Origin of the sequence: Candidatus Defluviilinea proxima, assembly GCA_016721115.1 — a bacterium.
Classification (GTDB): Bacteria; Chloroflexota; Anaerolineae; order Anaerolineales; family Villigracilaceae; genus Defluviilinea; species Defluviilinea proxima.
Window position 1 is genome coordinate 3000327 of record JADKIW010000001.1, and the last position, 14998, is coordinate 3015324.

Below are 14998 nucleotides of genomic sequence, written 5' to 3' on the forward strand. Positions count from 1 at the left end.
TGTTTACGTGTCTACTTGTCTATGTTCGTTCCCGAAAGAAAATTATGTCTACAAACCCCCTCTATACTGAAAATTTTCCCCACATGACCCCGGCCTACTCGCGTATCTTCAACTTTGTTGCAGATCGTGCAGAAGGCTCCTATATCTACACAGAAGATGGACGTAAGTTCCTTGACTTCACCTGTGGCATCGGTGTGACAAACACAGGCCACTGTCATCCAAAGGTTGTTGAAGCTATCCGCGAACAAGCAGGGAACTTTATCCACGCGCAGGCGAATATCGTCGTCCACAAACCGATGTTGCAATTGATCGACGAGCTACGCAAGATCACACCTCAATCCATTGACTCGTACTTCTTTGCCAACTCAGGCGCAGAAGCGGTGGAGAACGCCATCAAGATCGCACGCGTGGCAACGGGACGTCAGAATGTGATCGTGTTCAGTGGCTCCTTCCACGGACGTTCCTCCGGCACGATGGCATTGACCACCTCCAAAACGGTCTACCGCACTGGCTTTGGCCCATTGCCCTCGGGTGTGTTCGTTTCGCCATTCCCCTATGCCTTCCGTTTGAAGATGACAGAGGCCGAAGCCTCTGAGTATGCATTGGAGCAACTGGAATATTTGCTTGCATCGCAAACTGCTCCAAAGGATACAGCGGCCATTTTGATCGAATCAGTTTTGGGTGAAGGAGGATACGTTGTTCCTCCGAAGTCGTTCATGAAAGGTTTGCGCGAGATCTGTGACCGTCACAAGATCATGCTGATCTTCGATGAAGTCCAATCAGGGTTTGGGCGCACAGGCAAATGGTTTGCGTTTGAACACTTTGAAATTGTGCCCGATATCATGACTGCCGCAAAAGGGATCGCCTCTGGTATGCCACTCTCGGGCGTCTTTACCAGTACCGACATTATGATGAGACTTGATGTCGGTTCCATTGGCGGAACGTATGGCGGCAACGCGCTCGCCTGTGCTGCAGCAGTCGGCACCATCCGTGCGATGCGTGATGAAAAAATGTTGGAGAATGCCGAAGAGCGCGGAGTCCAATTGATGACTGGGCTTCGAAAATTCCAGGAAGAATATCCGCAGATCGGTGATGTGCGCGGCAAAGGCCTGATGATCGGGACGGAATTCGTAGGCGAAGGTGGCCGAACAGACAAGGCCAAACAAATGGTCAAAGGTATTATTCACTCTGCAGAGGAGAAAGGTTTGTTACTTCTCTCTTGCGGAACCTACGATAACACCCTGCGCTGGATCCCGCCGTTGAATGTGACATCCGAACAGATCAATGATGGGTTGAAGATATTTGGGGAAGCGTTGGGAGAAGTAATCAAGTAAACGCGGAAACAGGTAGGCACGGACAATATTACGTTACGTGCCTACCTGTCTACATGTATACCTGCCGACTAATACTATGCCTGAATTAAATCGTACCAAACTGAACTCCCTCCTTCAATCCGAAGAATCCCTCTTCCACAAAACCCATCCAAAATCCTATGAACTCTATCAGCGTGCGCGCAAGTCATTGCATGGCGGCGTGCCGATGTTGTGGATGATCCGTTGGGCGGGTTCGTTTCCCGTTTTCGTCAAAGAGGCAAAAGGTGCTCACTTCACCGATGTAGATGGCAATGAATACATTGACCTCTGCCTCGGCGATACCGGCGCCATGACCGGGCATTCACCAGAAGCAACGGTCAACGCCATCACCGAGCAAATTCAAAAAGGCATCACGCTCATGCTCCCGTATGAAGATGTGATCTGGGTGGGCGAGGAATTGGGACGCCGCTTCAAACTTCCCTATTGGCAGTTTGCCCTCACCGCCACCGATGCGAATCGCTTTGCCCTTCGCATGGCGCGCATGATCACGGGGCGTTCGAAAGTTTTGGTTTTTAATTATTGCTATCATGGCTCCGTGGATGAAACCTTCATTACGCTCGACGAAGAAGGCACGCCCATGTCGCGCTCGAACAACATGGGCCCACAGGTGGATCCGCGTTTTACAACCAAGGTCATTGAGTTTAACGATATTGCCGCGCTCGAAACTGTCCTTGCGGCGCGCGATGTTGCGGCTGTCCTTGCTGAACCTGTGATGACCAACATCGGCATCATCCATCCCAAACCTGGATATCATGATGCCCTTCGTGAGATCACTCGCAAATATGGAACGTATCTCATCATCGATGAGACACACACCATCTGTACGGGTCCTGGCGGATACACCGCCTCATTCGACCTTCGACCTGATTTCCTCACGATTGGCAAACCCATCGCTGGAGGTGTTCCCGCGGCGGTGTATGGATTCACCGAGGAAGTGTCAAAGGCTTTTGATGCGAAGCTCAACGTGGACGATGCAGACGTTGGCGGCATTGGCGGAACATTAGCAGGCAACGCTTTGTCCATTGCGGCGATGAAGGCCACTCTGCAAAATGTGTTGACGCAAGAGTTCTACGATAAAGCTATTCGATTACAAGAGAAATTTACGGAAGGTGTTGAGTCTGTAATAAAAGAATTTGAATTGCCATGGATCGTGAAGCAACTTGGCAATCGTTCTGAGTATTGGTTCCGCCCAACTCCGCCCAAAAACGGAGGTGAAGCCTTCGCCGCCATCGACCACGAACTCGACCGCTACATGCACCTCTTCGCACTCAACCGTGGAATTCTGATGACCCCTTTTCACAACATGGCATTGATCTCGCCTGAAACCACACAAGATGATGTAGACACTCATACGAGGGTGTTCCGGGAAGCGGTTGAGAGTTTGTTCGGTTAAAAATGTAAGGGCGACCCGTATCTCCTTCTGCTTGGCGAGTCGCCCTTACGATATAACTTGTTTGCCCCTTATGTGAACCCTATCGTTCGCTTGGTAGACTTGCTGAAACTCTGGTGATCGTAACCAAAGATATCTGCCAGCGTGAGACTGCCCGTCACGCCTTCGTGACCGAGCTTCTTCGCAAGCGCCGCTGTCTTCTCTGCAGAGAGTGGCGTAAAGTTATATTTGGCGATCATACGTCCCTTACGGAGAAGCGCCTTATCGATCCGCTCGAGGTTGGTGTTGAAGGTGCAGATGATCTTGATGTTCAGGAAGTCGCTGAACAGGCCATCGGTCAATTGCAGAAGCGTGGACACCACCGATTCGTCCGTTGAGCTATCGCGTGCCACTACAACTTTCTCAGCATCTTCGATGATCAGGAGCGCATCCTTGTTCTGCAAAAGGAAGGCGACGAACGAAGGTTTCAACAGTTCCTTTACAAAATCATTCTGGATAAAGATGAACTTCTTTTCCTTGAACTTGCTGATCAGGTGTTTGATGTAAGTCGTTTTGCCGGTGCCGGGTTCACCATGAAGCAGGATCATACCCGACTCCTTTTTCTGGATGGATGCGTTGATCAGAGTATCCACCTCGACAAAATCATCGTTGTATAACTCTTTTATGTCAATGGAAATGAAGTCACTGGTTTCCACTTCTTCAGTGTTAAACATACCATCCTGCGCGATCAAGACCTTGAACTTGGGTTTGTCAGTTGTCTTGAATGTACCTTGGAGTTGGCGGCTGGTTTCAAGGATCCATGCCTCTGTATCTTGATCCTTGATGTCGTAGGCAAAGGTGATCTCGAGTGAATGATGGTGACACATGATTTGGATCGCAGTGCGCCTTGAATTACTCTTGAAAAGTAGTTCGTAGGCATATTCATCGAAGAGATCTTGTTCAGGCTTTTTGATCTCGTCCACGCGCCAATCTTTGGTAACGGGCTCGAAGGAGTTCTTTTGGAGATCGATCATCTGCATGATGGAGTCCACAGCGTCCCTTGGCTTTTCAGACGGCAAACTGACCTTCAAACTAGAAGGCAGGGCCCCAAAGCAAGTGACATAGTAGGCTCCCAGGTTAAACTGCCCAAAGGCGCCGAACGAATCGAGTAATGTGCCGATGACAGGTTGATCCATGTCTTCATCTCCATCGAACGAAATTAATGATAGACTTTTCCCGCAAGAGCCTGAACTATACAGCCGTTCCCAAATTTTGGCAATATTACTTAACTGGAGTAACTGATGACTGACTATAAATCACAGGTTTGGCGTGTTAATGTGAGTGAGCAAACGCTGAAACTTGAATCTGTCCCCGCTTCATGGCAACGCCTCGGCGGTCGTGGACTTTTGGCCCGTATCCTGTTCGATGAAGTGGATGCCACCTGTGACCCTCTCGGCCCCGGCAATAAATTGATCTTCGCCCCGGGCTTGTTAGTGGGTCATATGCTTTCCTCCACAGATAGGATTTCGGTTGGTGGAAAATCTCCTTTAACCGGTGGTATCAAAGAAGCCAATGCTGGCGGTCGGACAGGCTTGCACATGACGCACATGGGCATCCATGCGCTTGTTATTGAAGGCCAGCCAAAAGAAGACGGTTTCTGGGTTTTACATCTTTCACTCAATGGTGCTAAATGGGAACGTGCAGATGATTTAGTTGGTTTGGGTGTTTATGAAACTGCTCCAAAGCTGTTGGAGAAATATGGAGATAAAGTTGCCATCTCCTTGATCGGCCCCGGCGGTGAGATGCAATTGAAGTCGGCGCGAGTGCAAAATATTGATAAAGATAAAGTCCCTTCGAGGATTGCCGCTCGTGGTGGTCTCGGCGCGGTGATGGGTTCGAAGGGATTAAAAGCCATCGTGTTTGACCATGCCGGTGGGCAGAAGCCGCCTGTCGTGAATCCTGAAGCGTTCAAAATCGCAACAAAAGATTATACAAAGTCGGTCATGGAACACCCGCAATCCATTACATATCGTGACTATAGCACAGCGGCGATTGCGGCGATGTGTCAGAGTTTTGCGGCGTTGACCGTCAAAAATTTTTCGCGTGGCACGTTCGATAAAGTAGATCACGTAGACGGCGATGCACTGCGTGAATTTACTTTGAAGCGCGGCAAACCGTCGGACCCGTCACATGCGTGTATGGCGGGGTGCACGATCAAATGCTCGAATATTTTGGGTGGGGAGGATGGCAAGGTCATTGTCTCGCCGCTTGAATATGAGACGATCGGTTTGATGGGTATCAACCTTGAGATCGATTCACTCGAGTCAATTGGACGGTTGAATTGGCAGGTCAATGACTTGGGACTTGATTCGATTGAGATCGGCGGTGCGCTGGGTGTTGCGGCCGAAGCAGGTTTGATGCGCTGGGGCAATGAAGAAGATGCGTTGAAGTTGATTGACGAAATTCGCAAAGGCACCGAATTGGGACGCGTGCTCGGGAATGGCGCGGTCAGCACGGGGAAAGCCTATAACATTGAGCGTGTGCCTGCCGTGAAGGGACAAGCCATGTCTGGCTATGAACCGCGTTCGATCAAAGGGACTGGCGTAACGTACGCTACAACTCCGCAGGGCGCAGATCATACCTGCGGACTCACCATCCGCGCGCAAGTTAATCATCTCGACCCGACCGTACAAAAAGATCCATCGCTCAACGCACAGTTGAACATGGCTGGTTACGATACTCTGGGCGCGTGCATCTTTGCGGGCTTCGGTTACGCCGCCACGCCTGATGGCGTTGTCAAACGTTTGTTATCTGCCCGTTATGGCTGGGACGATCTGCCCGATAACATTTTGCAGGCATTAGGTAAAGAGACCATCAAGATGGAGCGCGAGTTCAATAAGCGTGCAGGCTTTACCAAGGAAGATGACCGTTTGCCCAAGTGGATGACCGAAGAAGCGATCCCTGAAAATGGCGCAGTGTTTGATGTGAGTGAAGATGTGCTCGATCATATTTTTGATGATCTGTAAGTCGAGTTAGGCGCTTCACATCACAGCAAATTTAGGAAGGAAAATAATGAGTAATAATTCCGACTTGGCAAACACACATATTTACAAACCAAAGCGATGGACTCTCGCCCTTAATGTTTTTTCCTTGTTTTTCATGGGAATAATTATGGGAATTCCCCTCATGGCATTTGTGCTAATGATAGTTTCGTTTTTCCAAGCCCAAAAAAGTTTCGACACATTTGCTATTGTCTTTGGTTGTCTCTTAATCCCAATAATCATTTTGTTAGTTTTCAATCTCGTCCAAATAACCATTAGCACCATTATGTCATTTTTCTCTTATGTGAAAATCTCGCCTGATGGAATTGAGCAAAAGAATTTGCCTTATAAGCATATTCGATGTAATTGGTCTGATGTAGATGAACTTGGAAAGTTCTTTTTGTTCACTGATGTTCTCTATCTAAATTCCTATGAAGTTATTGGTTTTTCCTTGTCGCTAAAATCGCCGTTTAGGTTTTTGCGTCCCACGCAAGGTTTTATATCTCTCACGGGTTACGAAGGTTGGCCAGATGGCCAATTGGCGAGTGACATAAAACAATATGCGCCAAAACTGTTTGAAAATCAGCCGATTCCCCAAGAAACTCAGTCAGAGAAAAAGGAAGTCCAGAAAGAAATTCAAGCGATAGAAACGCCCTTAATAAGTCAGGAAGTCCGTTTGTTAGCGGCAATTTCCCATGCTTCTGTTTTATTTCCCAACATTGGGTTTTTTGTTCCTATCGGTATTTATTTGACTCAAAAGAAAAAATCATCTTATCTCGGCTTTCAGTCATTGCAGGCGTTAATCTGGCAAATCGTTATGCTTGTGTTCAGTATGTTGGCGTCATCTTGTATGGTAGGTTCAATTTTCATCCCTGTTTTGCTAACTTCTGCTACACATAACGAAAAATTTATTGGCGTTACGGGTGGCGGTATCTTTATGGCAATAATCATAAGCGTATTAGTGATGACCATTGGAAATCTTGGATTTATAATCTACGCCATCATTGGCGCATTAATGACATATCAAGGAAAAGATTTTCGTTATATCTTTATTGCCAATCGTATTTATAAAAGCAAAAGTGCTAAATCAACAAACAGCGCCTAACATCGCGTGCAGGCGGACGAGGGCGGGCTTTTCCCTCGCCCTTAGGGATTCAGTGCCTTTGGCGGATTCTACCTTTGGGTTTTTCTTGCCAAATCTCGCCCATGCCGCTAACGCTTGCCGTTCCCAGTTCGACTTACTTGGATGCAGAGATTGATATAACAAAAAGACTTCCGAAGTCTCTGAGACTTCGGAAGTCTTTTTGTGTTGAGCCGCTGACGAGAGTTGCACTCGTGACCTACGCTTTACGAGAGCGTCGCTCTGCTAACTGAGCTACAGCGGCATACTTACCTTAGCGGCGGAGATTATAAAGGATTACAATTAATCACGCAAGTTTCTATCACATCACCGCGTCTAGAACGGCGGAAAAAACATGTATCGAATCGCAATGCTCTCTTATCACACCTGTCCGCTCGCTACACTGGGTGGCAAAGACACCGGCGGCATGAATGTCTACGTCCGCGAACTCACACGTCAACTTGGCCAAATGGGCATCCATGTAGATGTCTTCACGCGCTCGCAGGATGACCATGTCCCTCATGTTTTGCACGAACTTGGCTATGGCAATCGCGTTGTCCATGTGCCTGCCGGGCCTGAACATCCCATTCCGAACAAGCAGGAACTCGCGAATTACATCCCTGAATTTGTGGAAGGCGTCGATGCCTTTGCAAAAGAAAAGGGGATTAAGTACGACATTATCCACAGTCATTACTGGATGAGCGGCATTGCCGCCGCGTCTCTTTCGGACCTTTGGGCTGGTACGCCCATCGTCAACATGTTCCACACTTTGGGCGAGATGAAGAACCGGGTGGCGCAATCTGAGGCAGAACGCGAAGGTGCATATCGGGTCAATGGGGAGAAGCAAGTCATCCGTCGTGTGGACCGGATCATCGTCGCAACATTGGCGGAAATGACCCAACTCCGATTTCTTTATAAGGCTGATCAAAACAAAATGGTTGTCATCCCACCCGGTGTGGACTTAAGCCATTTCTATCCGATCCCTGCTGACGAATCAAAGGCATATGTTGGCCTGCAACCTGAGAGTCGTATGATCCTATTTGTGGGGCGTATCGAACGGTTGAAAGGTGTAGATACGTTGCTTGAGGCGATGGCTTGCCTAAAGTTAAAGGACGGTAGTCGTCCTGTACATCTTGCCATCATCGGTGGTGATCCTTCTGCCAGCCGTGAACAAATGACAACGGAAATGGCGCGCCTGAAAGATTTATGCGAGTCACTAGGATTAGATCAATCAGTTGTTTTTTTGGGAAAACGCGACCAGGATAAACTGCCGTATTTTTATTCCGCCGCTGATGTATTGGTGATGCCTTCGCATTATGAGTCGTTTGGTATGGTTGCACTCGAAGCGATGGCATGCGGCACCCCGGTCATTGCCTCGGAGGTGGGTGGGTTGGCCTACCTTGTGCGTGATGGCGAAACAGGATTCACGATTCCCGCCGAGGAACCAGAAATGTTGTGTGATAAATTGTCATGGTTGCTGAACGATGGAGAACTCCATGCAAAAATGAGCAAACAAGCCGCAGAGTATGCGAAAGATTATGCCTGGGAAAAGATTGCTCAACAAATTGTGGGGGTATATAAAGAGTTGCTAGAACAGAATTAGGGAATGTTGTTAACGAAATCCAGTAAGGCCTTTAGAAATTCGTCACCCACTGGTGAGTAAAAAAGATCTGTGCCATGCTGAGCGGTATCAGGATAGATGATTAGTGTTTTAGGTTCAATGGCTTTTTTGTAATCACTCTTTATGGGGCTAGACCATTGATCCAGTTGTCCCGCAATAAAAAGTTTGGGATACGTGATATCGGTTAGAAGGCCACCATTATTTGGACCTGCGATGGTTGCAATGCCGACCATCGTGGGGTCGTGTGCGATATAGCCACATGCACTTACACCTAGGCTGGCACCTATACAAATAGCGCGTTTATAACCGGCACTCTTTAATGTATCAAGAATAATCTCTGTTTCCTGTTCTGCTGAAGCATAATCATCTGCGACCAGCATTAAGTAATTAAAAGTGACCCCCGTGAATTTTTCTTTGTCAATTGCTTTTACAAAGGGATCCCATTGTGATTCTCCTCCATAAGACATATTTGCCAAAATGATCGCAGTTTCACCGTGGCCGTATACTGTCCCTGCATATTTTTTCCCATCATACCTGGTAAAAACGGTCTTTCCTTCGGCAAGTGATGGTTTAGGTGTTGTGGTTGGTGCGGCAGTAGGTTCGGCGGTTGGTGTTGGTGGGGGCGCGAGTGAGGCGCATCCCACCATGGCGAATGCAATGATAAGTGTGAAATATAAATGGAGTTTCATAGATAATTGTCTCCTTAAAAATTTCTATGAAGCGCGCATGGGACTGATTTCAAGAAAGGTCGCTAACTTGACAGGAATAGTGTAAGGAGTTTTCCGGTAGATAGTCAAAAAACTGTCGATTTTAGCGGCTGAGCACTCTCATTAAAACTGGAATCCACAAGCCAACCCAGATTAGGGCAAACACGATTTTATTTTTAAATGACGATAGAAGAACAACACTATAACTGAATTGGCTTATGTACGGGGCAAAAAAAACGCTTGAAATCGCTGCTAAATTCTTATCATTGTCTTTCATTGATATATACAGAAGAGCAAGCCCGGCCCAGATACCATAAGGGAATGTGCTCATATTGATATCGGCATCTGGTAAAGAGAACATTCGAAGTGGCCATAATCCGTAAAGCCAGAACGATATAAGATAAGCCAGCGAAATGGGCCCAAGAAGTTTTATCAAACCTGGAAACTTGTCGTTTTTCCAGGTTTGCCATGACCAAAAGATGAGAAGCCCAATTCCAACTTGTGGCTTCATCATTACGAAGAATAAACCTATTTGAGGGGGCATCCAAAGGCCGGCGGTAACAAGCCAATCTAGGTTCCCGTTATTCAGGCATCCCACAACAGCTGATGATAGTATGAAAGCAATCAATTGCCATTTAGTCGCACCGAGTCGAATTGCGCTATATGCAAATACAATTAACGAAACAAGAAATAATATAACTCTGCCAACCCAGAACGGTAAAAATGCCAATGGGGATAGGATAATATAAGTCCAGAATGGTTCGAAAACTTGACCGACAGAGTAGGGGTTCCCGCCGGACAAGAATTCTTTTACAGATGGTAGGATGTTGAGCCAATCAAGGCCAATAGGCATGTTTCTCTCCGGTACCCTTTAATACGATGATTGTTATAAAGCATGAACAGAATTTCACTAACAACGCCTTGTTGCAAGTTGTACACGGTATTATTCGGGCCCAATAATATCGCTAATACACAGGTCGTTTTCGTAATCCTAAAATCAATTCCCCTTGCAGGATATAGCGTGTCGTTTCCAGTTTGTAGCCACGTTTAATTACAAGCTCATCGTAGAGTTCTTGGAATGTGTAATGGGTGATATGTTCATCGGCATAAGCTTGGGGCAAGAGAACTTTGTATAACCACTCAATGACATTCCATTGCCATTTGGCATAATCAGGTGTTCCCAGAATAAGATATCCACCGGGTTCTAGAACACGGTCCAGCTCATCCAGTACATTTGCACGCGGCACATGTTCGATTACTTGCGAACATAGGACGCACGGGAAGGACGATGCAGGGACAGGCAGATCGAAGATAGATCCTTGAACGGTCATATGTCCAAAACGACGGGAATATCGAAGTTTTCGAATCAAAATGTCCAGGGCGATGCTACCATTAGGAAGTGCTCCAATAATGCGGCTAGACCCACAACCTACATCTAGGCATTTTCCTTTGCCTTTCAACATGCCTGTAATGTGTTTGTAGCGTTGTCTTTGCCAATAGCGTTGTGGAGGCATCATAGCATTGTAGGCACGTGCATCATAATCTGCACTAGCGATAGAATTTCGTAGTTTCCAAAGGCGGGAAAAAGCTCTCAAGTATGCCAGCCCGAATTTTGTCATTCGCGTATATGCGGAGTCGACTGACCGGTATTTAAACGGGATTTCGCTAACATGGTAACCCGCCATTAAAATCTTTACAAGTATTTCCTGTAAGACATCAAAATTCTTGCTCTCAGTTGTTAAGTTCTTGACAACATGGCCTTTATATAAACGAAACCCGCTGGACATGTCATGTACGGGTAAATCTAACCCGCGACTGAAAGCAATATTTAGAAACTTGCTCAGGAACTTGCGAAGAATTGGGGTTTGTGTTTGTCCTTTGGCGATATATCGAGATGCAACAACAACATCAGCGTTATCTCTAGCCTCCCATAGCTCTTTCAGAAAGGTTGCCGGATGTGTCTGGTCTGCATCCATGGTAATGATATATCTGCCAGTCGAGTGGTGAATTCCTGTTAGGACACTATCCCCATATCCAGCTGTCTGCGGAATTAGAATTGTACAATTGTTCTGTTGGAGTGTCTTCCGGGCTTGCTCGTCAAAACGACAGGATACGATAAGAATTTCATATTCCACAGAGAGCAACTTTAGGGTTGAGTGAATTTGCGAGATTGTCTCTATAAGCTTTTTTGTTTTTTCATGTGCAATAACGACTACAGATAGATTGAGTTGATTATTCATGAATATAGGTTAGCCTTGTATAGTAGTAATACCATGTGATACCAAAAACCAGACACCAGAATAAGGGAACCCAGACATAGTAAACTTCATAAGTGTCGGTTACCTTTTGATAGTAGTTAATCACGACTACTAGGATCATAAATGTGGAAAGTACATATTTTAATGCTACTGCTCTTAATTGGTACAGCCAGTAAAATATCTGCGCAATAGGTATTAAAAGTATGACCTGATCGTAACTCCAGCCGAAGAATGTAAAGGGAACGGTTATAAGTGTAAGTAGCGCGATAGATAACTCCATGCTGAAACTTGTATGGTATTTTGCCAGTATAAATGGTATGGGCAAAAACAACACAATCAAATAGCGGGCGATTTCGGTAGCACCGATGAAACTGATCCATCCGCCAATCGTTGGTGTATACCATTTTGTGGGTGCAATTTTTGACAACCCAACGAGGTCGCTGATAAGCTGGGGCCGTAACCCAAAGAGGATAACGAGAAATACACTTCCGGCTAGTAATATCCCTGCCCATCCCTGAATTTTTTTCCTCTGTATCATGTATAGAAATAAATAAATTATTTGTAAGACAACAAGATGGGGTTTGATTGTTGTAAGAATTAAGATTGCCCCAGCCCAGAACCAATGGTTTTTTCTAATAAGTATCATACTTGTAACCAACCCAAAGGTCACTAATATGGTTACCTGACCAACATAGACCCCGGATAATATCTGAGGCATAAGAAAAGCCAAGAGAAGAAACATCAATTTTAGCTTTGCATTATCCTGTGGTAAGTACAACTTTATGAGCATCAAGATGGTGGTCGCGATCAGGGTTAGGTTGGCGATTAGCCAGATGAACTTTGCCGATGTAATGGATAGTAACGTAAGCGGTAAAATAACCACAAATAATGTCGGAGGATTCCATGACATAATGGTGAAATCTAGCCCTGTATGCATTTGGGTGGCTTGGACTAATCTCATTGCATCCGGGTCATAGGGGTTTTGTCCATTCCGCAATAAGAATGTGGCTGACCAATATCCCCAAAAATCACCCCCACCTAAGTTTGTTGTTGAGGCAATACCCCATAAAGTATTAAGAATTAATAGGCCTGCTATTGTGATAAAAGCTACTATTAATCGATTTCGAGTAAACAAGTGCGATGATCCCACTTTGCTTTCCTTTATGTTTATGAATGGTGAATAGACGATCGTATGGCGGCATCGGTCATCGTATAAATTTTTTAGGCTAAAAGCTTATTCTCTGCAAATTATTCCTTCACCTTCACATACATCACACTTGTACCGCCTACTTCCTGGGTTCTGATTTCGAAGCGGTCTTTGAGTTTGGCGATCATGCGTGAGAGCTGTTTATGACCATACGTGCGCGGATCAAAGCTAGGGTCTACTTGATAGAGGGCTTGCCCCATAGTAGCGAGGGGGGCCCAGCCATCTTGTCCCACTGCTATTTCGAAGGCTTGACTGAGGATCGGCATTGGATCAAGTTCTTCTTTTTCGTCCTCGTTTTTCTTCCCCACTTTTTTTACGTGCGTTTGCTTCTTCTGTTGGATGGCTTTCTTTTCCGCGGCAAGGTTTTCTGTGAACACAAAGACATCGCAGGCATTTACAAAGGCTTTGGGTGTTTTCTTTTCGCCGATACCCATTACGAAGATACCTGCCTCGCGGATGCGTGTGGCTAGACGAGTGTAATCGCTATCGGATGAGACGAGACAGAATCCATCTACAACGCCGGAGTGCAGGATATCCATAGCGTCAATGATCATGGCGCTATCGGTGGCGTTCTTGCCAATGGTATAGCGGAATTGTTGAATGGGTTGAAAGGCGTGATAGTTGAGCACATCCTTCCATGAATTCATATTATTGGTTGTCCAATCCCCATAAATACGGCGTACAGTGACTTGACCGTGTTTGCCGGTTTCCACGAGCATCTCTGGGAGCAGGGATGATTGGGCGTTGTCGCCGTCGATCAGGATGGCGATCTTATTTCGTGCAGTGGATAGATTATCGTTTGCCATGGTTTGATTATACCCTTCACTGTCCCTATGGATTACTCGGCACGGGCGTGTTTAAGCTGTCAGGTTTTGGGGCAAGCAGGCCGAGGTCACGGCAGGAGGCGATGCCTTCGCGTGGAAAAAGGCCCTGGGCGCTGTTCACTTCGACTTGGACCGGCGATTCCTGTTTGTAGGTACTGTCCACAGTTAATTTGAGAGTGATTTCATAATTCATCGGTAGAGACGATACTTCCAGAGTTTTATCGGGATGTTCTCTGCCTTCATCGAGTGCGTAGAGCGTTGCGACAAGGTTTGTGAGCTCTACGTTGCCGATGTTCTTCAATGTGACATATGCGTTCGTTACTTCACCCATGCCGTGAGTAACATCAATGCCGGTGTTGCATCCCAGTATTGTGATGTAGAGCGCATGCGCATTGACAAGACTTGTGGGTGTATATGTGTTGACGGGAGCTTCGGCCGGTGTGATAGATGGGGTGTTTGTATTGGTGGGTAGAAAAGTCGGCGTAGCGGTAGGGGACGAGCTGGTGACCACCGGAGTTGGACTGTAAATATCTGGCGTGCGTGTTGGCTGAACAAATGGGGTAGGTGGGTTATACGGCAATGGCTGTATAACCCATCCGTTACAGGAGGTCAATATGAGTGCAAACAGAATGAACAGGCTTGTTCTTTTCACTATAAGGTTATGCATTTTTTCTCCTCCCTGTCATTGTATCCCTCTTGATGTGATTGGGTAAAGCCCTCGTTTGGTCAGTTGAATTTTTGCTTGAGTTCGTCCCAACTGGGTTCGGTTAGCACGGTTCCATCGGGAAAAATGATGGTGGGTACGCTTCGGTAGCCGTTATTCACTTGCATGACGAACTCGGTGGCTTCTGTATTGCCTTCGAGCCCAACACGCAGGTAAGGGATATTGTTGGCTTCAAAGAATTTTTTGGCGCGCATACAATCGGGGCAATATTCAGTTGTGTACATCACGATTTGTGACGGGGTGAGGGTGTAGTGATCGGACATTTGAAGAACCTTTGCGATGGAATTATTTATGCCTATTGAGCGTATCCACCCTTAATATCTTATCTTCTTCAAAAGTAAAAATGCCACACCTTGATATTTTGCAAACCAGACTAAAAGACTCTGTTTATTTTTCTCTTGCGGCTTGCGTCAGAATGTAATGTGCCATGTCTGTGGCTTGGGTAATGAGTTTTGTGTCTGGTGGTTCTTCATTTTGTCCGCTATCGAGAATACGAAGCAATGACCCGCGCAAACCGCTGGCGCGATGTGCCCAAACCGAATCGGCAGAGATGCGCTCGAGGCGGTCGGTCAATATACGGATAAGTTGTAAGTCTGCTTGTGGAGTGGACATAAAAAAAGAGAGTGCCCCCGGTGCGGGTCGAACGCACAACCACTGGATTCGAAGTCCATTACTCTATCCATTGAGCTACGGGGGCAAGCGACCGAAATTATACTCGAAAAAGAAATCGTGATTACGCTTATGAAGTGTATAA

14 protein-coding genes and 2 tRNA genes are annotated in these 14998 nt (G+C 46.5%); 5 read left to right on the forward strand and 11 right to left on the reverse strand.

The annotated features are described in order from the left end of the window. The first annotated feature begins 83 nt into the window (after nucleotides 1–83). Together IPP66_13935 and IPP66_13940 are read left to right on the forward strand one after the other, a co-directional pair. Nucleotides 84–1334, forward strand: a complete 1251-nt coding sequence (locus tag IPP66_13935; protein MBK9926373.1) for an aminotransferase class III-fold pyridoxal phosphate-dependent enzyme — start codon at nucleotides 84–86, stop codon at nucleotides 1332–1334. Nucleotides 1335–1410: 76 nt separating this feature from the next. Continuing rightward, nucleotides 1411–2766: an aspartate aminotransferase family protein gene (locus tag IPP66_13940; GenBank protein MBK9926374.1), complete on the forward strand. Its 1356-nt coding sequence runs from the start codon at nucleotides 1411–1413 to the stop codon at nucleotides 2764–2766. Between the two features lie 68 nt (nucleotides 2767–2834). On the opposite strand, the gene IPP66_13945 is transcribed toward IPP66_13940, so the two are convergent. Then, the gene (locus IPP66_13945) at nucleotides 2835–3938 is read right to left on the reverse strand and encodes an AAA family ATPase (GenBank protein ID MBK9926375.1); all 1104 of its coding nucleotides are present in this window, start codon (nucleotides 3936–3938) and stop codon (nucleotides 2835–2837) included. Between the two features lie 105 nt (nucleotides 3939–4043). Between IPP66_13945 and IPP66_13950 the strand changes: the two genes are divergently transcribed. Further along, entirely contained in the window at nucleotides 4044–5768 is a 1725-nt protein-coding gene (locus tag IPP66_13950; protein ID MBK9926376.1) for an aldehyde ferredoxin oxidoreductase, read from the forward strand. A 46-nt stretch (nucleotides 5769–5814) separates the two neighbouring features. Continuing rightward, nucleotides 5815–6888, forward strand: coding sequence for a DUF4870 domain-containing protein (locus IPP66_13955; GenBank protein ID MBK9926377.1), 1074 nt, complete (start codon nucleotides 5815–5817; stop codon nucleotides 6886–6888). Between the two features lie 207 nt (nucleotides 6889–7095). On the opposite strand, the gene IPP66_13960 is transcribed toward IPP66_13955, so the two are convergent. Beyond that, nucleotides 7096–7168: transfer RNA gene (locus IPP66_13960), tRNA-Thr, on the reverse strand. 90 nt (nucleotides 7169–7258) lie between these two features. Here IPP66_13960 and IPP66_13965 point away from each other — a divergent pair. After that, nucleotides 7259–8506, forward strand: coding sequence for a glycosyltransferase (locus IPP66_13965; protein ID MBK9926378.1), 1248 nt, complete (start codon nucleotides 7259–7261; stop codon nucleotides 8504–8506). On the opposite strand, the gene IPP66_13970 is transcribed toward IPP66_13965, so the two are convergent. From IPP66_13970 to IPP66_14010, 9 genes are all read right to left on the reverse strand, one after another. Then, nucleotides 8503–9213, reverse strand: coding sequence for a hypothetical protein (locus tag IPP66_13970; GenBank protein ID MBK9926379.1), 711 nt, complete (start codon nucleotides 9211–9213; stop codon nucleotides 8503–8505). The two genes, IPP66_13965 and IPP66_13970, sit on opposite strands and share 4 nt — an antisense overlap. 121 nt (nucleotides 9214–9334) lie before the next feature. Continuing rightward, a complete protein-coding gene (locus tag IPP66_13975; protein ID MBK9926380.1) occupies nucleotides 9335–10084 on the reverse strand; it encodes a hypothetical protein in 750 nt (249 codons plus the stop codon). Between the two features lie 112 nt (nucleotides 10085–10196). Next, nucleotides 10197–11471, reverse strand: a complete 1275-nt coding sequence (locus tag IPP66_13980) for a methyltransferase domain-containing protein (GenBank protein ID MBK9926381.1) — start codon at nucleotides 11469–11471, stop codon at nucleotides 10197–10199. Continuing rightward, nucleotides 11464–12639, reverse strand: a complete 1176-nt coding sequence (locus IPP66_13985; GenBank protein ID MBK9926382.1) for a DUF2029 domain-containing protein — start codon at nucleotides 12637–12639, stop codon at nucleotides 11464–11466. The genes IPP66_13980 and IPP66_13985 overlap by 8 nt, the downstream gene beginning before the upstream one ends. Before the next feature lie 98 nt (nucleotides 12640–12737). Further along, on the reverse strand, nucleotides 12738–13502 hold the full coding sequence (locus IPP66_13990) for an NYN domain-containing protein (protein ID MBK9926383.1): 765 nt from the start codon (nucleotides 13500–13502) through the stop codon (nucleotides 12738–12740). A 25-nt stretch (nucleotides 13503–13527) separates the two neighbouring features. Further along, nucleotides 13528–14187 carry a hypothetical protein gene (locus tag IPP66_13995; GenBank protein MBK9926384.1) on the reverse strand — a complete coding sequence of 220 codons (660 nt, stop codon included), beginning with the start codon at nucleotides 14185–14187 and terminating at the stop codon, nucleotides 13528–13530. Nucleotides 14188–14246: 59 nt separating this feature from the next. Then, nucleotides 14247–14507, reverse strand: a complete 261-nt coding sequence (locus IPP66_14000) for a glutaredoxin family protein (protein MBK9926385.1) — start codon at nucleotides 14505–14507, stop codon at nucleotides 14247–14249. A 124-nt stretch (nucleotides 14508–14631) separates the two neighbouring features. Continuing rightward, nucleotides 14632–14856, reverse strand: coding sequence for a hypothetical protein (locus tag IPP66_14005; protein ID MBK9926386.1), 225 nt, complete (start codon nucleotides 14854–14856; stop codon nucleotides 14632–14634). A gap of 12 nt (nucleotides 14857–14868) precedes the next feature. Beyond that, nucleotides 14869–14941, reverse strand: a tRNA-Arg gene (locus IPP66_14010). Nucleotides 14942–14998 lie beyond the last annotated feature (57 nt).